Genomic DNA, 21,515 nt, shown 5'->3' with positions numbered 1-21,515 from the left:
CCGGATGGGAGATTTGATGACGACCGCACTGCCGATTCCGACCATTGAGCTGAACGACGGAAACCGGATCCCGCAGGTGGGCCTCGGGGTATTCCTCGTCGAACCGGGCGTGACCGAGCGCGTGGTGGCCGACGCACTCGAGGTGGGCTACCGCCACATCGACACCGCCGCGATCTACGGGAACGAGGCCGAGGTCGGCGCCGCGATCGCGAAGAGCGGGATCCCGCGCGAAGAGCTCTTCGTCACGACGAAGCTCTGGAACGACCGCCAGACCGATGCGCGCAGCGCGCTCGAGGACAGCCTCGAGAAGCTCGGTCTGGAGCAGGTGGATCTCTACCTCGTGCACTGGCCCGTGCCCAGCCAGGACACGTTCGTGACGGCGTGGGAGCAGGTGCTCGATCTGCGCGAGGCCGGTCTCACCGTGTCCGCGGGGGTGTCGAACCACGAGGTGGAGCACCTCACCCGGATCATCGAGGCGACGGGCGAGTTCCCCGCTGTCAACCAGATCGAGCTGCACCCCGAGCACCAGCGGCAGGAGCTCACGGCGTTCTGCCGCGGCAACGGGATCGCGATCGAGGCCTGGGGTCCGCTCGCGCAGGGCAAGAGCGATCTGCTCACCCAGCCGCGTCTCGCCCAGATCGCGGAGGCGCACGGCAAGTTGGTCGCGCAGGTGGTCCTCCGCTGGCACATCGAGAACGGCACGATCATCTTCCCGAAGACGAGCCGCCGCGAGCGCATGATCGAGAACGCGGATCTCTTCGACTTCGAGCTGAGCGAGACCGAGCACGCGCTCGTCACCGCGCTCGAGGCCGGGCGCAATTACGGCCCCGATCCCCGCGAGTTCGGAGCGAAGTGATGTCGGGCGGGCAGGGGTCGTCGCGCCGCCCGGTCACCGTCACGGTGACGGGCGCCGGCGGGCAGATCGGCTACGCCGCGCTGTTCCGCATCGCCTCCGGGGCCATGCTCGGCCCGGATCAGCCGGTCGCGCTCCGGCTCCTCGAGGTGCCGCAGGGCGTGCGGGGCGCCGAGGGCGCGGCGCTCGAACTGGTCGACGGCGCCTTCCCGCTCCTCAGCTCCGTCGAGATCGCGACGGAGCCCGCTGCGGGCTTCGACGGCGCAAACGTCGCCCTGCTCATCGGCTCGCGCCCCCGCACCGCGGGGATGGAGCGTGCCGACCTGCTGAGCGCGAACGGGGCGATCTTCGGCCCGCAGGGCCGGGCGATCAACGATCACGCCGCCGACGATGTGCGGGTGCTCGTGGTGGGCAACCCCGCGAACACGAACGCGCTCATTGCGCAGCGCAGCGCCCCCGACGTGCCCCCCGAGCGCTTCACGGCGCTCACCCGGCTCGACCACAACCGGGCCGTGGGGCTCCTCGCGCAGCGCGCCGAGGCGGCGGTCGCCGAGATCGGCGGGGTGACGATCTGGGGCAACCACTCGACGACGCAGTACCCGGATCTCAGCCACGCCACCGTGGCCGGCACGCCGGCGCTCGACGCGGTCGGCGCGGAGTGGGGGCGGGGCGCCTACATCGAGCGGGTGGCGAACCGCGGCGCCGAGATCATCGAGGTGCGCGGCGGCTCGTCCGTCGCCTCCGCGGCGAATGCCGCGATCGATCACGTCCGTGACTGGATGCTCGGCACTCCTGCCGGGGGCTGGACGAGCGCCGCGACGGTCTCTCGCGGCGAGTACGGTGTGCCCGAGGGGATCGTCTCGTCGTTCCCGGTGCGCGCCGAGGGCGGCGAGTGGTGCGTCGTCGAGGGGCTCGAGATCGACGCCTTCTCGCGCGCGCGGATCGACGCCTCGGTCGCGGAGCTCGTCGCCGAGCGCGAGGCCGTGAGCGCGCTCGGCCTCATCTAGGGACGCCGCGCGCGGATCAGGAGGCCTCCTCGTCCGCGCGCGGCGGCTCGGCGGCGAGGAGCCGCGGTTCGCGCTCGCCGAACAGGATGCTCTTCGCGCTCGGGCGCCAGAGCCCGATGCGCTCGTCGACGCCCTGGAGGAAGATGCGCGCCTCCGCGGTGCCGCGGGTGTCCGCGGCGCGCTGGGCGAGCTCGCCGACGCGGCCCGTGGGGAGGTAGTTCACGAGCACGAGCACCTCCGTGTCGCCGAACTCGGTGAAGTTCCCGTAGTCCGAGCCGCTGTCGCCCGCGACGAACACCGGGTCCCGGCCTCCGTGCTGCGGCGCGATCTCCTGCCGCACGAGCTCGGGTTTGCCCGCGTCGTAGGTGAACGGCCAGCCCGCGCGGGCGAGGGGGAGGGCGGTTCCGTCCTCAGCGGTCTCGAGGCGCAGCCCGAAGACGTGATCGGCGTCGAGCGCGTAGCCGAATGCGGGGTTCGTCGCGATGGCCTCGATCATCCACTCGAAACCGGCGGTCACGACGTAGACGTCGATGCCGTTCGACTGGAGGGTGTGCATGAGGTTGATGATCTCGGGGACCGTGCGGATGCCGTCGAGATACTCCGTCTCGACGCGCCCCGCGGCCCCGGGCGTCTCCGCCGGGCTCGCGAGCCGGACCGTCGTGATCTCCGATCCGAGCTGTTCGCGGATCGCCTCGGTCGCGAGCTCGGTGAAGGCCTCGGGCGTCATCCCGGCGAAGAAGAACGTCTCCCACGGGTATGCGATCTCCGGCCCGTGGGTGTCGATGAGCGCGGTGTAGTAGAAGAACAGCTTCGCCCGGAAGTCCTGGTGCTCCGGGCTCGCCTGCACGGTGGCGAGGGACTGCTCGCCCCCGAGGCCCTCGTAGGCGTCGAAGAGGACCCGGTAGTCCGCCACGATGTCGGAGACGATGGCGTCGCGGGTGATGGGCTCGCCCGCGAGATTGCGGAAGCCGTCGCCGAGTTCGCCCGCGGGCACGTCCGCCACGAGGACCTCGGCGAACTGATCGGGGGAGAGCGCGTAGCTCAGCGTCATCATCTGGGAGAGGAACAGCTTGTCGGTGACGTCGCTGATCACACTCGTGTTGTCCCAGTCGAAGACGGCGTACGCCGCGTCGGGGGCGCTGGGATCGGCGCCGCGGTGCTGGTCGATCATGTGCGTGAGGGCGGCGTAGGCATCGGGCGCCCAGTTGCCTGGTTCGAGCTGCTGCCCCTCGGCGGGGCTGTTCGACGGTGTCGATGCGAGCGCGGGGACCCGCAGACCGCCGATGAGCGCGCCTGCGGCGAGCGCGACCGCGGCCGTCGCGATGAGGGGGATGGGTTTCGCCAACGTCGGACTCCTTCGTGCGTGTGAGCGTGGGTGCGGTGCGGTGCGGTGCGGTGCGATGCGGTGCGCGTGGCACCGGCGCCGACGTCCCCCCAGTGGCCGTCGGAGAGGTGCGGTGCCCCGTCCCGGGGGCACCGCACGGGCTACGGCCGCGTGAGCAGCGCCATGTAGTCGAAGACGAGCGTGGCCGCGGCGAGCGCCGTCGTGTCCGCGTGGTCGTAGGCCGGGGCGACCTCCACCACGTCGGCGCCGACGATGCGGAGCCCATCGAGCCCGCGCAGCAGCTGGAGCAGCTCGCGCGAGTGCAGGCCGCCCATCTCGGGAGTCCCCGTGCCGGGCGCGTAGGCCGGGTCGAGGACGTCGATGTCGACGGACAGGTAGACGGGGGCATCGCCGATCCGTTCCCGGACGAGGCGGATCGCCTCGGGGACGCCGATGCGGTCGATGTCCGAGCAGCGGAGCGTGCGGAATCCCGCGTCCCGGTCGCGCGTGAAGTCCTCGCGATCGTAGACGGGGCCGCGGATGCCCACGTGCATCGAGCGGTCCTCGATGAGGAGCCCCTCCTCGAAGGCGCGGCGGAACATGGTGCCGTGGGTGATGGGTTCGCCGAAGTAGGTGTCCCACGTGTCGAGGTGGGCGTCGAAGTGGAGGAGCGCCACGGGGCCGTGCACCTGCGCGGTGGCGCGGAGCATGGGGAGGGCGATCGTGTGGTCGCCGCCGAGGGCGATCACGACGCGCTCGGGGCCGACGAGTTTCGCGGCGGCCGCCTCGATCTGCGCGACGGCGGTCTCGATCCGGTACGGAGTGCAGGCGACGTCGCCCGCGTCGACGAACTGCTTGCGGGCGACCGGGGTCGTGTCGAGTTCGACGTGGTATCCCGGGCGGAGGAGCCGGGACGCCTCGCGGATGGCGGCGGGCGCGAAGCGCGCCCCGGGCCGGAACGAGACGCCGCCGTCGTAGGGGACGCCGAGGATCGCGACATCGTAGTCGGGCACCTCGGAGAGCTGGGGGAGCCGGGCGAAGGTGCCGAGGCCGGCGTAGCGCGGCACCTCGGTCGCTTCGACCGGGCCGACGGGTTCGTGAGCCACCATGGGGAGGGTCCTTTCGTTGGTGCCCGCTGAGCGGGCGAGGAGGGAGGGGTCGCCGGCCGGGCGGCGGGTGGGCGGATCCGCCGCCCGACCGGGGCTATGCGTCGTCGATCGTGATCCAGACGGTCTTGGTCTCGGTCACGTGATCGAGCTGTTCGGCGCCGAGGTCGCGGCCGAAGCCGGAGGCCTTGTACCCGCCGAAGGGCATGGCGGGATCGATCGTGCTCTGCGCGCCCACGTAGACGGTGCCGGCCTGGAGGCGCGGGGCGATGCGCAGCACGCGGCTGAGCGACTCCGAGTAGATCGTCGCGGCGAGGCCGTAGGGGCTGTCGTTCGCGAGGCGGATCGCCTCCTCCTCGTCCGAGAAGCTCGCGACCGTGAGCACGGGGCCGAAGATCTCCTCGCGGACGATCGACATTGACTGCTCCACTCCCGCGAAGACGGTCGGCCGGATGAAGAACCCGGGACCGTCCGTCTCGGGACCGCCCGCGACGAGGCGGGCCCCCTCCGCGATGCCGGCCTCGATGCACGCGACCACCTGCGCGCGCTGCGCCTCGGAGACGAGCGGACCCATCTCCGTCGCGGGATCGAGGCCGGGGCCGACGACGATGCGGTCCGCGTGCGCTGCGATGCGCGCGGTGAAGGCCTCGGCGATCGACTCGTGCACGTAGACGCGGGAGCCGGCGTCGCAGACCTGGCCGGCGTTGCCGAAGATGCCGAGCGCGACGCGTTCGACGGTCTGCTCGAGGTCGACGTCGTCGAAGACGAGGACGGGCGACTTCCCGCCGAGCTCCAGGGTCATGCGGGTCCAGTTCGCGAGGGCGGCCGTCCCGACCGCGTGCCCGGTGCGGGTGGAGCCCGTGAACGTGATCTTGTCGATGCCGGGGTGCCCGGCGAGGTGGGCGCCGACGACCGAGCCCTTGCCGGTGACGACGTTCACGACGCCGTCGGGGATCCCGGCCTCGTGGACGAGTTCGGCGAAGCGGAGCGCGCTGAGGGAGGTGAGCTCGGCGGGCTTCACCACCACGGTGCAGCCGACGGCGAGCGCGGCGCCGAGCTTCCACATGAGGGTCTGGAGCGGGAAGTTCCAGGGCACGATCACGCCGATCACGCCGACCGGCTCCCTGCGGGTGTACGTGAGGTACGAGCCGGGGAGGCTCGACGCCTCGCCGCTCCGGCCCCCGACCTTCGACGCCCAGCCGGCGAAGTAGCGGAGGGTGTCGATCGTGCCCTGCACGTCGATGTCCCGCGCCTCGACGAGCGGCTTCCCGACATCGAGCGATTCGAGCTCGGCGAGCTCCTCGTGGTGCTCCTCGATGAGGTCGGCGAGGCGGCCGAGCAGTTGTTCGCGCTCGAGCGGTTTCAACCGGGGCCAGGGGCCGGCGTCGAAGGCGCGACGTGCGGCCGCGACGGCCCGGTCGATGTCGGCGGTCGTGCCGAGTGTGAGGCTCGTGAGCACCTCGCCCGTGCTCGCCTCGACGACGGGGGCGCGTTCGTCGCCGGACGACCAGGTTCCGTCGATGCAGATGCCGTGCGAGCGGCTGAGAAAGGCGCGCGTCGCCGTGGACAGTCCGAAACGGGTGACGTAGGCCTCGAGGGCCGGAGGGAAGGACATAGGAACTCCTCGGGGGTGCGTGGCGGTCAGAACGTGACGACGTAGCGGCCGGGTGCGCGGCCCTCGTCGAGCTCGATGAGGGAGCGCGTGAGCTCGGCGAACGGGATGGGCAGCACGCGGGAGCGCACGCGGCCCTCGGCCGCGAGCCGCACCACCGTGTCGCGTTCGAGCCGCGTGCCGTCGGCGCTGCCGCGGATCGTGAGGCCCTTGTTGATGATCTCCCAGGCGAAGAACGACAGCTCCTGCGGGGGCAGCGCGACCTGCACGATCGTGGCGCGCGGGGCGGCGACCTCGATCTCCGAGCGGAGCACGCGCGGGCTCGGGGCGAAGCTGAGGCAGGCGTCCGCTCCGCCGAGCTCGAGGATCGCTGCCGTCGCCTCGTCTCCGGGCGGGAGCGCGAGGGCCGCGCCGTACGCGCGGGCCTGCGCGAGTTTCGCCTCGTCGAAGTCGAGCGCGACGACCGTCGCCCCCGTGAGCACCGCGAACTGGAGCGCGTACATGCCCACGCCGCCGAGACCGAAGACGACGCCGATCTTGCCCGGCCCGAGCCCGGTCTTCCCGATCGCGCTGAACGCCGTGACGCCCGCGCAGAGCAGGGGCGCGGCCTCCGCAGTGTCGAGCGCATCCGGGATCGCGGTCACCCAGGTGTCGGGCGCCACGATGAACTCCGCGAAGCAGCCGTCGACGTCGACGCCCGTGGCCTCCGCGCGCGGGCAGGTGGTCTCGCCGCCCGTGCGGCACTCGCGGCACTCGCCGCAGCTGCGGTAGACGAAGCCGATGCCGACGCGCGCGCCGAGCTCCCCGCGCGCACCCGGCCCGAGGCCCACGATCCTGCCGACGCCCTCGTGGCCCAGGACGGGACGCTCGCGCCCCTCGGGAAGCGCGTCCTCGCCGTTCCAGTAGTGCACGTCGGAGTGGCAGACGCCGCTCGCCTCAAGCTGCACGAGCACCTCGCCCGGCCCGGGCTCGGGCCGAGGGATCTCGGTGATCTCGAGCGGGGCGCGGGTGCCTGCCAGGACGGCGGCCTTCATCGTTGACATGGGGGTCCTTTCCAGAGGGAGAGCGGGGAGGGAAGAGCGATGCGCTACGCGGCGGCGGGGCTCGGCTGCTGCGCCGCCGGGGCGCCCGGCGCCACGGGGTAGGCGCCCCAGCCCCGCCGCCGCACGAAGAACGGGTTCACGAGCGCGTACACGAGCCCGGCCACGACGAGCGAGAACACGGAGGCGGTCGTGTGCTCGAAGAACAGGCCCGAGCTGAGCGTCTGCGGGTTGAACGTGGCGACCGACGCCGCGATGCCCGCGATGAGCGCGATGACGGCGGCCGGGTTGAAGCCGCGGGCGTAGTAGTAGCGCGAGGCCGGCGTCGTGTCGAACAGATCGGCGAGCGGCACTCGGCTGCGCCGCAGCCAGTAGTAGTCGACGATCATGATGCCGGAGAGCGCCGAGTAGAGCGCCGCCGTCCACACCATGAAGGTGATGAAGCCGTCGTAGAGGCCCGGGAGCACGAACATGGCGACCACGGGGACGAGGCAGAAGAGGTAGGTGAGGCGCTCCCAGCCGAAGCGTTCGAGCTGTCGGAGGAAGGCCTGGCGCAGCCCGGCGATCGCGGTGTACAGGATGTTCGCCATGCTCGTCACGTTGGCGAACGCGATGAAGACGAGCACGATGACGCTCAGCCAGACGCCGCCGAGTTGCGTCATCCAGTGGGTGGGATCGGCGTTGCCGTAGACGATCGCGCCCACGAGGCCGACGGCCTCGCCCACGCAGGCGGCGAAGCAGATCCCGATCAGGTTCGGCCAGAACGCGACGCGCTCCGTCTTCGTGATGCGCGAGAGGTTGCCGATGTACGGCCACCAGGAGAAGCCCGCCGCGATGTTGATCTCGACCGCGATCATGAAGTTCATCGCGTGCGATGGCGAGATCTGGTCGAGCGCCGGCAGGGCGAGCAGCTCGCCGAGCGAGTACTCCCGGAGGTAGAGCACCACCATCACGCCCATGATCACGAAGAGCGCGGGGGCGACGACGGTGTTGAAGATCTTGATCGAGGTGGGGCCCTTCGCGACGATGATCGCGGTGAGCGCGATCGCGGCGATCGTGATGACGGGGATGTACCAGGCGTTCGGCTCGGGATCCCGGGCGCTCACCACCGCGATGGCCGAGTCGACCGAGCGGCCGAACATCGTGCCGAGCACGACGAGCCAGCCCACCGTGAGGAGGACGATCGCGAGGATGTACACGACGCGGCTGCCGTTCGGCCCGAAGACGCTGCGCAGGAAGGTGTACTGCTCGACCCCGTACTTGCCCGACGAGACGCTGACGGCGAGGCTCACGATGAGCACGCCGACCACGTTGCCGAGCAGGATTGCGAGGAGTCCGTCGGTGACGCCGACGATGCCTGCGAGGGACCCGCCGATCAGGAATCCCCAGGTGGCGATGGCGAGGGCGGAGTTCGCCCACGTGTACTCCCAGAATCCCCACAACCGCATCCGTGCGGGAAGCGGGGCGCGGCCGCGCTCGGCCTCGAGAGCGAAATCCATGATGGCTCCTTCGGAGAAGAACGATGTGCGGAGTGCCTCAGCGGCAGAGGAGGATGCCGATGAAGGCGGCGACGAGCGCGATGATCGCGATGGCGTACTCGGCGGGGGTGAGCTGGCCCGGCAGGCGCGTGCCCTCGCTCTGCGCGTACTCGAGGCACACCTCGTCGCGCTGGCGCCGGAATTCCTCCTCGGCGCCGTCGATGTCGATCCGGATACTGCCGGAGAGCGCGGCGCTCTGCGGTGCGGGATGCTGCGTCATGGGACTGTCCAAACTTCGTCGTGTGAACGGTTCACGGCCCGGGGAGCTCGTCGGTGAGCGGGGCCGGACGGGGACGGAGTGCCGGGGTGCCGCGGTGCGGGCTCCCGGGGCTCTGCCTCGTCCGTCTCAGTATTGAGTTGCCGCGCTGCGGGCTCAAGATGCGGGCTGTATCGAGCCGCGGCGCGCGGGGTTACACTGTGTAAATGATGCCCTCGATCGCTGATGTTCTGCGGGTCCCTGCGGTCGCCGCAGGCGAGCCGGAAGTGCTCGGCGGCGCGACCGGCCTCGGTGCCCCCGTGCGCTGGCTGCACACGACCGACGGGACCGATCTCGCCGGCCTGCTGCGCGGCGGGGAACTCATCCTCACCGCGGGGGAGCGCTGGACGGGATCGCTCGCCGACGCCGTCGCCTACCTCGACAACCTGGTCGAGAACGGGGCCTCCGGCGTGCTCGTCTCGCCGCTCACGGAGCGCGCCGGCGCGAAGGAGGTGCTCCGCGCCGCGGCGCGCACGGCGCGGCTCCCGGTCGTGCTCCTGCGCGACCGGGTCGCGTTCGTCGAGCTCACCGAGGCCGTGCACCGGATGCTCCTCGCCTCGGGAAGCGCGGCCGACACGGCGCCCGCCCCCGGAGTCGGTGCATCCGGGGCCGGCGCTGTGGGCGGGGGCGTCGATCCGCTGCGGCTCATCGAGCAGCTGAGCGTCGTCAACGCAGACCCCGCCGAGGTGCTTCGGCGCACGGCCGAGCTGCTCCTCGCCCCCGTCGTCCACGAGGACCTGCAGCAGCGCGTCGTCGACGCGGCATGCGCCGGGGTTCCCGAGCCCCGGCTGCTCGCGAACTGGACGCGCCGCTCGCGCCTCGGGGCCGCGGGCGGCGACCCGGCGTCCGGGGAGCGCTGGCTGCGCGCCCCCTATCGCGAGCGCGGGGAGGCGGCCGGCGCGCTCGTCGTGCCCGCTGCTCCCGCGCATCCGCTCGCGGCGGCGATCCTCGAGCGCGCCGCACAGGTGCTCGCGCACTGCCATGAGAATGTCGACCGCCCGAGCGCGGTCCGGCACCGCGCGCTCGCCGCCGTGAGCCGCGAGCTCGCGGCTCGGCCGCGCCCGGACGACGCCGACGCGCTCGTGCGGGCCGAGGCCGGAGGGTTCCCGCGCGCAGCGAGCTACCTGCCCATCGCGGTGCGCGGGGCCGCGCTCGACGCCGTGTTCGACGCCGCCGCCAGCGCGAGCGTTCCACTCGTCGCGCGGGAGCACGCGGGCGCGGTCGTCGGGGTGATCGGCGCCCCCGGGCCCCGGCTGGCCGAGTCGCGGCCCGTGCTCGACGCGCTCGCGGCCGCGCTCGGCTCGGCAGCTGCGGGAGCCGCCGAGCTCCGCTCCGCTGCGCGGCCCGTGCTCGCCGTGGGCCCCGCGGAGGAGGAGCTCGGCGCCGCGAATACGGCGGGCGCGGCCGAGGCGCTCGCCATCGCGGAGGCGGCCGGGCCCGAGACGCGATCGGGCCCCCTCGTGACCGCCGCAGACGTCCGCCTGCGGCGCCTCCTCCGCGAGCTGGGGGACGATCCGCGGATCCAGAGCTTCGTCGCGGAGAGCCTCGCCGAGCTCCGCGCGGAGGGCGAGGACCACCTCCGCGTGCTCCGCGCATACCTGGAGACGAACGGCAATATCGCCGAGGTCGCGCGTGCCGTGTACCTCAGTCGGCCGAGCGTCTACGCGCGCCTGCGGCGAATCGAAGCCGTGCTCGGCACCGAGCTCAGCAGCGTGGATACGCGGATGGGCGTGCACCTCGCGCTCCTCGCCGAGGAGTGCTGGGATTCGAGCGGCCACGGCAGACCCTAAGATAGAGGTATGTCCAAGGTTCTTTCTTCTCTTCCCGTGGGCGAGCGCGTCGGCATCGCCTTCTCCGGTGGTCTCGACACCTCGTGCGCGGTCGCGTGGATGCGCGAAAAGGGCGCTGTGCCCTGCACCTACACCGCCGATATCGGCCAGTACGACGAGCCCGACATCGACGGTGTCGCCGGGCGCGCCAAGGAGTACGGCGCCGAGCTGGCCCGCCACGTCGATGCCAAGCGACCCCTCGTGGAGGAGGGCTTCGTCGCACTGCAGACCGGCGCGTTCAACGTGCGCTCCGGCGGCAAGACGTACTTCAACACCACGCCGCTCGGCCGCGCGGTCACGGGCACGCTGCTCGTGCGCGCCATGAAGGAGGACGGCGTCGATATCTGGGGCGACGGCTCCACCTACAAGGGCAACGACATCGAGCGCTTCTACCGCTACGGCCTCATGGCCAACCCGGCGCTGCGCATCTACAAGCCCTGGCTCGACGCCGACTTCGTCACCGAGCTGGGCGGCCGCCACGAGATGAGCGAGTGGCTCGTCGAGCACGGCTACCCCTACCGCGACTCCACCGAGAAGGCCTACTCGACCGACGCGAACATCTGGGGTGCGACGCACGAGGCGAAGACCCTCGAGTTCCTGAACGCGGGGCTCGACGTGGTCGAGCCGATCATGGGCGTCGCCGCGTGGCGCGACGACGTCGAGGTCGCCACCGAGGAGGTGTCGGTGCGCTTCGAGGCGGGCCGTCCCGTCGCGATCAACGGCGTCGAGTACTCCGACCCGGTGGCACTCGTCTTCGAGGCGAACGCAATCGGCGGCCGCCACGGCCTCGGCGTCTCCGACCAGATCGAGAACCGCATCATCGAGGCGAAGTCGCGCGGCATCTACGAGGCCCCCGGCATGGCACTGCTCCACATCACCTACGAGCGGCTCGTCAACGCCATCCACAACGAGGACACCCTCGCGAGCTACCACACCGACGGCCGCCGCCTCGGTCGCCTCATGTACGAGGGCCGCTGGCTCGACCCGCAGGCGCTCATGCTGCGCGAGTCGCTGCAGCGCTGGGTCGGCTCCGCCGTGACGGGCGAGGTCACCCTCCGCCTCCGCCGTGGCGACGACTACACGATCCTCAACACCGAGGGCCCGAACCTCAGCTACCACCCCGAGAAGCTCTCGATGGAGCGCACCGTGGGTGCGGCATTCGGCCCCGAGGACCGGATCGGCCAGCTCACCATGCGCAACCTGGACATCGCCGACTCGCGTCAGCGCCTCGAGCAGTACGCGCAGATGGGCATGGTCGGCGGCGCCGTCGCCGATCTCGTCGGCGAGCTGGAGAAGGGCGGCGCGGCTGAGATCGCCGACGCCGTGACCGGGATCAGCGAGGAGGGCGACGTGCTCGGCCTCTCCGCGGCCTTCGACGCCGGCACCGACTAGAACGCGGCCCGGGATCCGGGCCGACCTGGGCATCCGAAGCGCCCCCGCACTATTCTGGTGCGGGGGCGCTTCGCTGTCTGCGCCGGCCCCGTTCCCGCCGCACCGAGAGTTGAGAGCCGTGACCCCCATGACCGCGCTGAGTGCGCTGACCGAGCTGGCCGTGCCGGCCGCCGTTTCTCCGGTGCTCGCGCCCGCTGCGGAGCGCGTGAACCCGCTCCTGCCGACGGGGTACGACGTCGCCTTCTCCGTGATCGCCGTGCTCATCCTGGGGCTCGCGGTGTGGGCGCTCGCAGTGCTCGTGAAGCGTCAGAACGAGGTGTCGCTCGTGGAGTTCTTCCTCTGGATCGCGGTGATCCTGATGTTCCCGCTGTTCGGCGCGGGCGTGTACTTGCTCGCTCGCGGCCGCGGGAAGCGATCGGAGCGCTCCGCCGGAGCCGACGGCGCGGAACGAGCCCGCGCCGAGTGACGCGCACACGCAGCAGGTCCCGGCACTCCGAGGAGGACCGGGACCTGCTGCGTGCAGCGCGGGCTGCGAGTCTCGCGCGCGGCGCGGGGGATTAGGAGGCGCGGCGTGCGCGCGCGGCGCGACGCTTCAGCGCGCGGCGCTCATCTTCGCTGAGACCGCCCCAGACGCCGGAATCCTGGCCGGTGTCCATCGCGTACTGGAGGCACATCTCGGTGACGGTGCAGCGGGCGCAGACCGACTTGGCGCGCTCGATCTGCTCCACCGCGGGGCCGGTGTTGCCGACCGGGAAGAAAAGCTCGGGGTCCACAGTGAGGCACGCAGCCTGTTCACGCCAATCCATCATGTTCTCCTTAAGTGCGACGCGGGCACGCGAACTCAGAGAGACCGGATAGCCTAGAATTCGCGCCGCCGTTACCTGAATACGTGGCTGAGAATGCTCACGTCGGTGTGCGCGAAACTCGACGGAATATATAGTTCCACGGAAATGAATGCAAATCAATAGTCAATTTGCAATCACTGGGAAAGAGAGCCGAAATGAACGCGACACCCTCCGATCACCTGCCGACCCGGGTCGGGTGGGTCGCGCTGCGCATCGTGCTGGCGATCGAGGTGATCGGCGGCGCGTGGCTGCTCTGGAACGTGCTCATCGGCTTCTTCGCCGCGGGTGACGAGCCGCTCGGCAGCCGCCTCAGCCTGCTGCTCGCCGTGGCCATCTGGTGGGTCTGGATCGCGGCCACCGCGTGGGGCGCATGGAAGCGCCGCGCGAGCTGGGTGCGCGGCTCCTCGATCACGATCCACGTGCTGCTCTTCGCCGCGGCGACGGGGATCCTGCAGGGGCTCCTCGGCCCGCAGGCCACGCTCGGCTTGGAACTGCTCGTGCTCGCCCTCGTGGGCTTTGTCGCGGCCGTGCTGGCGAAGCCCGACGCCCCCGCCGTGCCGGAGGCCTAGGGGCCCGCGTCGAAGGCGCGGAGACGCCACGGGCGCCGCACCCCGATCACGCGGGTGCGGCGCCCGTGGCGCAGCCGGGGCTAGCCCTGCGCGACGCCGAGCAGCTTCAGCACGCGCGCGACGTGGCCCGTCGCCTTGATGTTCACGAGGGCGTGCTCGATGCGCCCCTCCTCGTCGATCACGAAGGTCGAGCGGATGACGCCCTCGATGATGCGCCCGTAGCTGTTCTTCTCGCCGTAGGCGCCGTAGGCGCGGTGCACGCTCGCGTCCGGGTCGCTGAGCAGCGGGTACTCGAGGCCGTCCCGGTCCGCGAAGCGGCGCTGGCGCTCGACCGCGTCGCGCGAGAGGCCGAGCACCCGGTAGCCAGCCTCCGCGAGCGGGGCGACCGACTCCTGGAACTCGCACGCCTCCTTGGTGCAGGCTGGCGTCATCGCCTGCGGGTAGACGAAGAGCACCACCTTCTCACCGCGGAACTCGGCGAGCGTGCGGGTGACGCCGTCCTGATCGGGAAGGGAGAAGTCGGGGGCGGGCTGGCCGGGCTCGAGGATCACACGTTCAGTCATGCATCCAGCCTAGCGAGCACCGCCGACAGCGGGCCGACCCCTACTTGAGGAGCCGGCGCAGCGACTCCACGCGCAGCGCGCCGAGCGCGTCGAGCCGGCCGTCGGCGATCGCGACGTCGAGCTCGCAGTCGGGGGCATCCTCCTGATGGGTGCAGCCGCGTGGGCACCGCTCGATCAGCTCGGCGAGGTCGGTGAAGCCGCGGAGGATCCCATCGCTCGTCACGTGGCCGAGACCGAAGGAGCGCACGCCCGGCGTGTCGATGACCCACCCGGTCTCGCCGTCGACGGCCCCGGGGGTCGCCGCCCGCAGGGCGACCGAGGAGGACGAGGTGTGGCGCCCGCGCCCGGTCACCTCATTGACGTGCCCGGTGGCGCGACCCGCCTCGGGGACGAGCGCGTTGATGAGCGTCGACTTCCCGACCCCGGAGTGGCCGACGAACACGGTCGTTCGGCCGGCGAGTGCCTCGCGGATCTCCGCGAGCGGCTCGTCGCCTCGGGCGGAACGGAACACCGGCACCTCGAGGCCCGCGAAGTGGGCGAGGAAGGGATCGGGGTCGGCGAGATCCACTTTCGTGATGCAGAGGAGCGGCTGAATCCCCGCATCGTAGGCCGCAACGAGGTAGCGATCGACGAGGCGCACGCGCGGTTCCGGGTTCGCCGCGGCGATGACGATGAGCATCTGATCGGCGTTCGCGACCATCACCCGCTCGACGGTGTCGCTGTCGTCGGCGCTCCGCCGCAGGAGGGTGCGGCGCTCGTCGAGCCCGACGATGCGTGCGAGGCTGCCCTCGGCGCCGCTCGTGTCGCCCACGATCTGCGCCCGGTCGCCGATGACGATCGGGGTGCGACGCAACTCGCGCGCGCGGGCCGCGACGATCTCGCGCTCGCTCGGGTCCTCGGGGTCGGCGCCCGCGGGCACGAGCACCGCGTAGCGCCCGCGGTCGACGCCGGTCACCATCCCGACGATCGCGTCCTCGTGATCGGGCCGCCGCTTCGTGCGGGGCCGGTTGGCCTTCGGATTGGGGCGCTCGCGCACCCGGTGATCGGCGTACTCGCCGTAGGGCACGTCCTCGTCGTCGTCCGGGAGGAGCCAGCTCACGCTTACAGCCCCTCGATGAACGAGCGGGCGGCGCGGCCGAGCCCGCCGAGCGCGGTCGCCGCCGCGCCGAGGCCATCGGCGCTCTGCTCGACGATCGCGTCGAGCGGGTCGGCACCGGCGTCGCTCGCGTGGCGTCCGAGCATGCGCTGCCAGAGCTCGGGGAACTCGGGCAGGGTCTTGCTCGTGCACGCGATGTCCTCGACCTCGACGCCGGGCACCCGGAGCCCGATGAGCGCGCCTGTCGTCGCCATGCGATGGTCGGCGTAGCTGTTCCACACGCCGCCGTGGAGGGCGGCCGGGGCGATGCGGATGCCGTCCGGGAGCTCCTCCGCGGCGCCACCGAGCCCGCGGATCTCGGCGACGAGCGCGGCGATCCGGTCGGTCTCGTGGTGCCGGATGTGCCCGATGCCCGTGATCTCGCTCCCGACGCCGTCGGTGCCGTCGCTGCCGTGAGCCGCGAGGGCGGCGAGGCCGATGAGGGTGGGGGCGAGCTCGCCCGCCTCCGGGAGGTCGAGCCGCACGCCGCGGAGCGGGCCGTCGCCGTGCGCGGTGACGGCCCCGTCGTCAGCGACCGAGATCCGGGCGCCGAACTCGGGGAGCAGGGCGCGCAGCTGGTCGCCCACCTGCGTGGTCGTTTCCGGCCAGTCGGGCACGGTGACGGATCCGCCGAGCACGAGGGCTGCGGCGAGGAACGGGGCGGCGTTCGACAGATCCGGCTCGATCGTCGTATCGAGCGCCGCGATGGGGCCGGGGGCGACGCGCCATTCGCCCGGGGCGGGGGAGTGCGCGTCGACGCCGCGCGCGCGGAGCGCCGCGAGCGTCATCTCGATGTGGGGAACGCTCGGCAGCCGGTCACCCGTGTGAACCACGTGCACGCCGTCGGTGAAGCGCGCGCCCGCGAGCAGCAGCGCCGAGACGAACTGGCTCGACAGCGACGCGTCCAGCTCGACGCGGCCGCCGCGCAGTCCGCCCGTGCCGTGCACCGTGAAGGGGAGGGCGCCGCGGCCCTCGTCGGCGATGTCGGCACCGAGCGCTCGGAGCGCGTCGAGGAGGGGGCGCATGGGGCGCTTGCGCGCGTAGGGGTCGCCGTCGAAGGCGACCGGGCCGAGCGCGAGCGCGGCGAGCGGCGGCACGAAGCGCATCACGGTGCCGGCGAGGCCGCACGCGATGCTCGTGGATCCCGTGAGCTCCGCCGCGGGGGTCACCCGGAGATCCGCGCCGAAGCGGTGCGCGCTCGGCACCTCCTCGATCCCCGTGCCGAGCGCGCGGAGCGCGTCGATCATCAGGGCGGAGTCGCGCGAGTGGAGCGGCGCGCGCAGCACGCCGGGCCCGTCAGCGAGCGCGGCGAGGATGAGCTCGCGGCCGGTGAGGGACTTCGACCCGGGGAGTGCGACGCGGGCCGCGAGCGGCGCGTCCCCCGCGGGCGCGGGCCAGTGCGGGATCGCTTCCGCCTGGGCGTCGCCGGAGCGCGCCTCATCGCCGTCCTTGCCGGGGTTCAGTTTTCCTATCAGCATCCCCACCGAGTCTACCCGGCTCGCCCGCCCGCGGTGCGCGGGATCCCGGGGGCTCGGAGCTTGCCCCGCTAGGATCGGGAGTGTGACTGATACCGCATCCCAGGCGAGGCTCGAGCAGCGCTTCACCGACGAGGCGCTCCCGCTGCTGGACCAGCTCTACGGGGCCGCGATGAAGATGACGCGCAATCCGCCGGACGCGCAGGATCTCGTGCAGGAGACCTTCGCGAAGGCGTTCGCCGCGTTCGCCTCGTTCGAGGAGGGCACGAACCTCAAGGCCTGGCTCTACCGGATCATGACGAACGCGTACATCAACACGTATCGCAAGAAGCAGCGCGAGCCGCATCTCGGCGCGGTCGAGGAGCTCGAGGACTGGCAGCTCGGAGGCGCGGAGTCGACGACGGCCATGTCGGCCCGCTCCGCGGAGGCCGAGGCGATCGATCGCACCCCGGACACGGTGGTGACCGACGCGCTCAACGCGCTCCCCGAGGACTTCCGCATGGCTGTGTACCTCGCGGACGTCGAGGGCTTCAGCTACCAGGAGATCGCGGACATCGCGGGCGTGCCGATCGGTACCGTGATGAGCCGCCTCCATCGCGGCCGCGCGCGGCTCAGGAAGTCGCTCGGGGAATACGCGCGCGAGCAGGGCGTTGGACTCACTACGAAGCCTGCACAGAAGAAGACCACGGCGAAACGCACAGCGAAGGGAGACGCGTCATGAGCGACTGCGGTTGCGAGAAGGCGAAGGCGAACCTCTACGAGCTGCTGCGCGGCGAGCTCTGCGCGGAGGAGTCCGCTCCGATCCGCGAGCACATCGAGACCTGTTCGGGGTGCCAGAACGAGCAGAGCGTGTGCCTGCGCCTCACCGAGGTCGTGCGCCGCGCCTGCGAGGAGGAGCGCGAGAACGCGGCCCCCGTCGATCTGCGCAACGCGATCCTGCAGGGCCTCCGCGCCGAATAGCAGTCCGGCTGCCGGGGCAGCCCGTGCGCCGGCTCAGCTGCGCGCGTCGACCGTGACGCCCGCCAGGTTGATCCGCGCGTTCGTGTTCGCGCTCGGGAAGCCCCCGACGTGCCTGCCGACCACGTTCGTGGGCGTGTAGGTGAAGAGCCACTTCGCCGGTGCGTCCGCGGCCACCCGCTCCGCAGCCTCGGCGCGGAGCTGCGCGGCAGACGCGGCATCGGGTGCCGTCGACGCCGCGGCCAGCCGATCCCGCACGAACGGGCTGTCATAGCCGAAGTAGGACTCGGGGTCCCCGTAGTTCGCGAGGGCGTCGGTCTCCGCGTGGTCGACGTAGCTCAGCTGGTAGTCGTGGTTCGTGTACACCTGCTCCAGCCAGACGGGGAACTCGACCCGGCGCACCGTCAGCGCGACGCCGACGGCCGAGAACTGGCCCTTCAGGAGGTCGAGCGGGGCGGTGTCGTAGTGGTCGGGCACGGTGAGCGTGAGATTCAGGTGCTCCTGGCCCGCCTCGCTGAGCAGCTGCCTCGCCGAGTCCGGATCGTAGGCGTTCACGTCCGTGAGATCGGCGTAGCCGGGCTCGCCCGGGGTGATGGGCCCGCCGAGCGGGGCGCCGTCGCCGTGCTGCGAGGCGATGATGGCCGCCGGATCGACGGCACGGCTGAGCGCCGCGCGGACGCGCGGATCGTCGAGCGGGGCCTTCGCGGAGTTGAAGGCGAGCGTGAACACATCGGGCCCGGTCGCGCGCTCGAGCGCAAAATCGGGGCTCTCCGCGAACTCCTCGCGGAGCGAGGGGAGGAGTGCCGTGTGCACGTCGACCTCGCCCGACTTCAGCGCCTGCACGGCCGCGCGGCCCTGCGGGAGGAACCGGAAATCGACCGTGGCAAGCGTTCCCGCCTCGCCCCAGTAGTCGGCATTCCGGGTGAGCGTGAGCCGCTCCCCGCGCTCCCAACTCGTGAACGCGTAAGGGCCGGTCCCGTCGACCGCGAACTCGGGGGAGTCCACACGGACGCCGCGATCCCGCTCCGCGGCGCGCGACGCGGGGACGATCAGCCCGGCCGGCCCCGCGAGTTCGCGCAGGAACTCCCGATCGGGCTCCGCGAGCGTGAGGCGGACCGTGCGCGCGTCGAGCCCGGCGACCTCGACCGCGGCGCGGCCCGGCTCCGCGGACCCGAGCGCGTCGTGCAGCGAGGCGACCGCATCGTCGACGGTGAGCGGGGCGCCGGAGTGGAACGTCACTCCCGTGCGCAGCACGAAGGTGTATTCCCGGCCGTCGGCGCTCACCTCGGGCAGCTCGGTCGCGAGCACCGGGACGACCTCGGAGACGCTGCCCTGGCGAATGCCGACGAGGCCCTGGACCACGTTGTCGATGAGGATCTGCCCCGCGGCGACGCCCGGCGTGTGGCGCACGTCGAGACTCGTCGGCTCGAGGATCACGCCGATCGCCGCGTGCGCGCCGTCAGCGTCGCCCGGGCGAGTGAGGGCGTACGCGCCCGTGCCGATCGCGCCCACGGCGAGCGCGAGCGCGATCGCGGCAGCGGCGATCCTGCCGCGCCGCCTGCGCGGCCGCGCTCCCGTTCCTCGCGCGCTGGAATCGGGCACGACGGAATCGAGCACGACGGAATCGGGCACGGGGGATCCGGGCGCGGCAGATTCCGGCACGGGGGAATGGGGCACGGGGACGGACTCCTCGGGTCGAGCGCGCGGCGGTCGCGCGTGGGGAAGAACAGCGATTCCCCGCGCGACCCTGCGCGAGCATCGGTAGCCGAGACTACGCCTCGCTCCGCGCCGACTCCACCTGAGCCGAGCCTTGTTGCAGGGTTGTTACGTGCGGTCCGGTGCCGTGGCGAGCAGTGAGGCGACCGCCTCGGCGAGTGCGACGGGCGCTGCCTCGTGCAGATTGTGCGGCCCGGACACTTCGCGGATGGTCGCCTCGGGCAGCTGCTCCCGCCACTCCTTCGCGAGGGCGTCGCTCACCATCCCGGAGCTCGCGCGAACGAGGAGGATCGGGGCCGTCACGGTCTGCAGCGAGGCCCAGATGGGGGCGTAGGGCTGCGGGTCCTCGCCCGCCGGGTCCGCGCCCGTTGCGGGCGCATCGAGGTGGGCGAGGTGGTGCGTCCACTCGAGTCGGCCGTCGGCGCGCGTGCGCGTGTTCAGCGTCACCCCGCGGGTGAGCGCGGCGCGGTCGGAGCCGATCCCGAACGCGATCGCGCGATCCACGGCCTCCGCGACGTCGGCGAAGCTGCGCTGCCCGCGGATGAACTCCGTCACCGCTCCGGCGTCGCGCGCGGGAGAGAGCCCCGGAGTGATGTCCACGATGACGAGGGCCCGCACGCGCTCCGGCTGCGCCGCGGCGACGAGCGCCGCGGTGAGCCCGCCGAGGGAGTGGCCGAGCAGCACGACGGGCTCGGGGGCGAGCGCTTCGAGCGCCGTCGCGACGTCGTCCGCGAGGTGATCGGGGCGGTAGTCGCCGTCGGCCCGCCAGTCGCTGCGGCCGTGCCCCGGGAGGTCGAGCGCGAGCGCGGGGGCCCCGAGCGCGAGGAGGAAAGGATCGAAGCTGTGCGCGTTCAACCCCGCGCCGTGGAGCGCCACGATCCGCGGCGCCGCAGGAGTATCGAACGAGAGGCCGCTGAGCCGGCGCCCCTCGCCGACCGAGGCGGAGACGCGCGTCACGGGCGGCAGCGGCGCCGTGCGCCCGGCCCGCAGAGCGTCGCCGGGGAGGAAGCGGAACTCGGGATCCTGAGCGTCGGCGGTCGTCATGCGCTCAGTCTAGGTCGTGTCCGCCTCAGCGCACGTACCCGCCGTCGCGCAGCCCCGCCTCGATCTCGAAGCGGTTGCGCAGCGGGTCGCGGCCGGCCAGGAGGTAGAGGAAGGGCATCGCGAAGCCGTAGTGGCGCCACTGCTCGCGGTGCACGAGCTCGTGGCGCAGCACCGAGGGGCGCGTGTTCCGGTCGGTGAGGTAGCACGAGCCCACGCAGACGCCGCCGCGGCCGAACGCCCACTTCGGAAGCCCCGTGAACACCCAGAGCCCCTCGTGCCTGCGGACGCGGCCCGTGCTCCAGATGAGTCCCCAGACGAATCCGAAGGCCGTCGCGCAGGCGAAGCCCAGCCCGGCGAGGGGGAGCGGGCGGGAGCGGCGACGCGTGCCGCTCGCCGTGCGGCCGGTCACGCTGCTCCTCGCAGGAGACCGGAGGTGAGCGCGCCGAGGGTGCGCAGCACGGTCGGCAGATCCTCCGCCGCCCGCTCAGCGCTGGCCGGCGCGAACTCGCAGATCGCCCCGCCGACGAGGGGCACCTCCGCGACGGCGGCCCGGAGCGCCGCCGTGAGCTGCGCGACCGAGAGCCCGAACGGCACGGGCGTGTGGACCGAGCCGAACTCTGCGGGGTCGAGCACGTCGAGGTCGATGTGCACGTAGAGCCGCCGTGCCGGTGCGACCGCCGCGACGATCTGAGCCGCGAACGCCTCGGGATCCGGATCGGCCTCGATGCGTCGCAGCCCGCGCGACTCCGACTCCGCGAGCTCCTCGGGGTCGAATGCGCGGGCGCCGATGAGGGAGACGTGGGGAGCGGCCACCGGCTCGGCGAGCGCGAGATCCGGCGCCCCGTCGCCGAGCGCGTGGCGGAGCGTCATCCCCGAGGCGGCACCCGACGGCGAGGTGCTCGGGTGCTGCAGATCCGGGTGCGCGTCGAACCAGAGCACGGCGAGCGCTTCGCCCGCAGCGGCGCCGACGGCGTGCTCGAGGCCTGCGAGCGACGACGCGCAGTCGCCGCCCAGCAGGATCGGCACTTCGAGCCCGCGCCCCGCGCTCGCGAGGATCGCCTCGCGCGCGGCCGAGCGCGCCTGGACGAGGCTACTCAAGCGCGCGACGGGGGTGCCGAGCGCGTCGCCCGCCTCGAGCGGGACCGGGATGTCGACGCGCGCGCTCGGGGGCAGATCCTCCCGGAGCAGCTCAGCGCCCTCGACCAGGCGCATCGCGCGGGACGAGGGCGAACCCTGCCACTGAGGCATCACCAG

General features: G+C 72.3%; 22 protein-coding genes. 8 read left to right on the top strand and 14 right to left on the bottom strand.

Going from position 1 to position 21,515, the window contains the following annotated elements:
- Positions 1 to 16: 16 nt before the first annotated feature.
- A complete protein-coding gene (locus tag U874_RS0107440; RefSeq protein WP_029987919.1) occupies positions 17 to 856 on the top strand; it encodes an aldo/keto reductase in 840 nt (279 codons plus the stop codon).
- Positions 856 to 1,860, top strand: a complete 1,005-nt coding sequence (locus tag U874_RS0107435; protein WP_025133910.1) for a malate dehydrogenase — start codon at positions 856 to 858, stop codon at positions 1,858 to 1,860. The genes U874_RS0107440 and U874_RS0107435 overlap by 1 nt, the downstream gene beginning before the upstream one ends.
- 16 nt (positions 1,861 to 1,876) lie before the next feature.
- On the opposite strand, the gene U874_RS0107430 is transcribed toward U874_RS0107435, so the two are convergent.
- The 6 genes from U874_RS0107430 to U874_RS0107405 all read right to left on the bottom strand — a co-directional run bounded on the left by U874_RS0107430 (position 1,877) and on the right by U874_RS0107405 (position 8,700).
- The gene (locus tag U874_RS0107430) at positions 1,877 to 3,205 is read right to left on the bottom strand and encodes a haloacid dehalogenase-like hydrolase (protein ID WP_025133909.1); all 1,329 of its coding nucleotides are present in this window, start codon (positions 3,203 to 3,205) and stop codon (positions 1,877 to 1,879) included.
- 140 nt (positions 3,206 to 3,345) lie between these two features.
- Positions 3,346 to 4,293: an agmatinase gene (speB, locus tag U874_RS0107425; RefSeq protein ID WP_025133908.1), complete on the bottom strand. Its 948-nt coding sequence runs from the start codon at positions 4,291 to 4,293 to the stop codon at positions 3,346 to 3,348.
- A 94-nt stretch (positions 4,294 to 4,387) separates the two neighbouring features.
- Positions 4,388 to 5,905, bottom strand: coding sequence for an aldehyde dehydrogenase family protein (locus tag U874_RS0107420; RefSeq protein WP_025133907.1), 1,518 nt, complete (start codon positions 5,903 to 5,905; stop codon positions 4,388 to 4,390).
- Positions 5,906 to 5,931: 26 nt separating this feature from the next.
- Positions 5,932 to 6,945 (bottom strand): alcohol dehydrogenase catalytic domain-containing protein, encoded by a 1,014-nt coding sequence (locus U874_RS0107415; protein WP_025133906.1) that lies wholly within the window; start codon positions 6,943 to 6,945, stop codon positions 5,932 to 5,934.
- 44 nt (positions 6,946 to 6,989) lie between these two features.
- Positions 6,990 to 8,441, bottom strand: a complete 1,452-nt coding sequence (locus U874_RS0107410) for a cytosine permease (RefSeq protein ID WP_025133905.1) — start codon at positions 8,439 to 8,441, stop codon at positions 6,990 to 6,992.
- Positions 8,442 to 8,478: 37 nt separating this feature from the next.
- Positions 8,479 to 8,700 (bottom strand): hypothetical protein, encoded by a 222-nt coding sequence (locus tag U874_RS0107405; RefSeq protein ID WP_025133904.1) that lies wholly within the window; start codon positions 8,698 to 8,700, stop codon positions 8,479 to 8,481.
- Between the two features lie 203 nt (positions 8,701 to 8,903).
- Here U874_RS0107405 and U874_RS0107400 point away from each other — a divergent pair, with 203 nt between their 5' ends.
- The 3 genes from U874_RS0107400 (at position 8,904) to U874_RS0107390 (ending at position 12,423) form a co-directional block, all read left to right on the top strand.
- Positions 8,904 to 10,526, top strand: a complete 1,623-nt coding sequence (locus U874_RS0107400; RefSeq protein WP_025133903.1) for a PucR family transcriptional regulator — start codon at positions 8,904 to 8,906, stop codon at positions 10,524 to 10,526.
- Between the two features lie 9 nt (positions 10,527 to 10,535).
- Positions 10,536 to 11,957 carry an argininosuccinate synthase gene (gene argG, locus U874_RS0107395; protein WP_025133902.1) on the top strand — a complete coding sequence of 474 codons (1,422 nt, stop codon included), beginning with the start codon at positions 10,536 to 10,538 and terminating at the stop codon, positions 11,955 to 11,957.
- A gap of 127 nt (positions 11,958 to 12,084) precedes the next feature.
- Positions 12,085 to 12,423: a PLDc N-terminal domain-containing protein gene (locus U874_RS0107390; protein WP_025133901.1), complete on the top strand. Its 339-nt coding sequence runs from the start codon at positions 12,085 to 12,087 to the stop codon at positions 12,421 to 12,423.
- Between the two features lie 91 nt (positions 12,424 to 12,514).
- On the opposite strand, the gene U874_RS0107385 is transcribed toward U874_RS0107390, so the two are convergent.
- Positions 12,515 to 12,763, bottom strand: coding sequence for a WhiB family transcriptional regulator (locus U874_RS0107385; protein ID WP_010156721.1), 249 nt, complete (start codon positions 12,761 to 12,763; stop codon positions 12,515 to 12,517).
- Between the two features lie 194 nt (positions 12,764 to 12,957).
- Here U874_RS0107385 and U874_RS0107380 point away from each other — a divergent pair, with 194 nt between their 5' ends.
- Positions 12,958 to 13,371 carry a hypothetical protein gene (locus U874_RS0107380; protein WP_025133900.1) on the top strand — a complete coding sequence of 138 codons (414 nt, stop codon included), beginning with the start codon at positions 12,958 to 12,960 and terminating at the stop codon, positions 13,369 to 13,371.
- Between the two features lie 80 nt (positions 13,372 to 13,451).
- On the opposite strand, the gene bcp is transcribed toward U874_RS0107380, so the two are convergent.
- The 3 genes from bcp to aroA are packed head-to-tail and all read right to left on the bottom strand — an operon-like array spanning position 13,452 to position 16,547.
- Complete coding sequence (gene bcp / locus U874_RS0107375) at positions 13,452 to 13,934, bottom strand: thioredoxin-dependent thiol peroxidase (protein WP_025133899.1); 483 nt, start codon at positions 13,932 to 13,934, stop codon at positions 13,452 to 13,454.
- Positions 13,935 to 13,974: 40 nt separating this feature from the next.
- Positions 13,975 to 15,033, bottom strand: coding sequence for a ribosome small subunit-dependent GTPase A (gene rsgA / locus U874_RS0107370; RefSeq protein WP_025133898.1), 1,059 nt, complete (start codon positions 15,031 to 15,033; stop codon positions 13,975 to 13,977).
- Between the two features lie 2 nt (positions 15,034 to 15,035).
- Positions 15,036 to 16,547, bottom strand: coding sequence for a 3-phosphoshikimate 1-carboxyvinyltransferase (gene aroA, locus U874_RS0107365; RefSeq protein WP_025133897.1), 1,512 nt, complete (start codon positions 16,545 to 16,547; stop codon positions 15,036 to 15,038).
- 82 nt (positions 16,548 to 16,629) lie between these two features.
- On the opposite strand from aroA, the gene U874_RS0107360 reads away from it, so the two are divergent.
- Together U874_RS0107360 and U874_RS0107355 are read left to right on the top strand one after the other, a co-directional pair.
- Positions 16,630 to 17,265: a sigma-70 family RNA polymerase sigma factor gene (locus U874_RS0107360; RefSeq protein ID WP_025133896.1), complete on the top strand. Its 636-nt coding sequence runs from the start codon at positions 16,630 to 16,632 to the stop codon at positions 17,263 to 17,265.
- Positions 17,262 to 17,504 (top strand): zf-HC2 domain-containing protein, encoded by a 243-nt coding sequence (locus U874_RS0107355; protein WP_025133895.1) that lies wholly within the window; start codon positions 17,262 to 17,264, stop codon positions 17,502 to 17,504. Before U874_RS0107360 ends, U874_RS0107355 begins: the two co-directional genes overlap by 4 nt.
- A 33-nt stretch (positions 17,505 to 17,537) precedes the next feature.
- On the opposite strand, the gene U874_RS0107350 is transcribed toward U874_RS0107355, so the two are convergent.
- From U874_RS0107350 to U874_RS0107335, 4 genes are all read right to left on the bottom strand, one after another.
- Complete coding sequence (locus U874_RS0107350; RefSeq protein ID WP_157834227.1) at positions 17,538 to 19,178, bottom strand: ABC transporter substrate-binding protein; 1,641 nt, start codon at positions 19,176 to 19,178, stop codon at positions 17,538 to 17,540.
- A gap of 147 nt (positions 19,179 to 19,325) precedes the next feature.
- Positions 19,326 to 20,261 carry an alpha/beta fold hydrolase gene (locus U874_RS0107345; RefSeq protein ID WP_025133893.1) on the bottom strand — a complete coding sequence of 312 codons (936 nt, stop codon included), beginning with the start codon at positions 20,259 to 20,261 and terminating at the stop codon, positions 19,326 to 19,328.
- A 25-nt stretch (positions 20,262 to 20,286) separates the two neighbouring features.
- Positions 20,287 to 20,670, bottom strand: a complete 384-nt coding sequence (locus tag U874_RS0107340) for a hypothetical protein (protein ID WP_025133892.1) — start codon at positions 20,668 to 20,670, stop codon at positions 20,287 to 20,289.
- Positions 20,667 to 21,509 carry an arginase family protein gene (locus tag U874_RS0107335; RefSeq protein WP_029987908.1) on the bottom strand — a complete coding sequence of 281 codons (843 nt, stop codon included), beginning with the start codon at positions 21,507 to 21,509 and terminating at the stop codon, positions 20,667 to 20,669. Before U874_RS0107335 ends, U874_RS0107340 begins: the two co-directional genes overlap by 4 nt.
- Positions 21,510 to 21,515 lie beyond the last annotated feature (6 nt).

The sequence above is a fragment of the Leucobacter sp. PH1c genome (genome assembly GCF_000633415.1).
Taxonomy (GTDB): Bacteria; Actinomycetota; Actinomycetes; order Actinomycetales; family Microbacteriaceae; genus Leucobacter.
The sequence above is the reverse complement of the archived record's forward strand: the minus strand, read 5'-3'. Positions and strand labels throughout refer to the sequence as shown.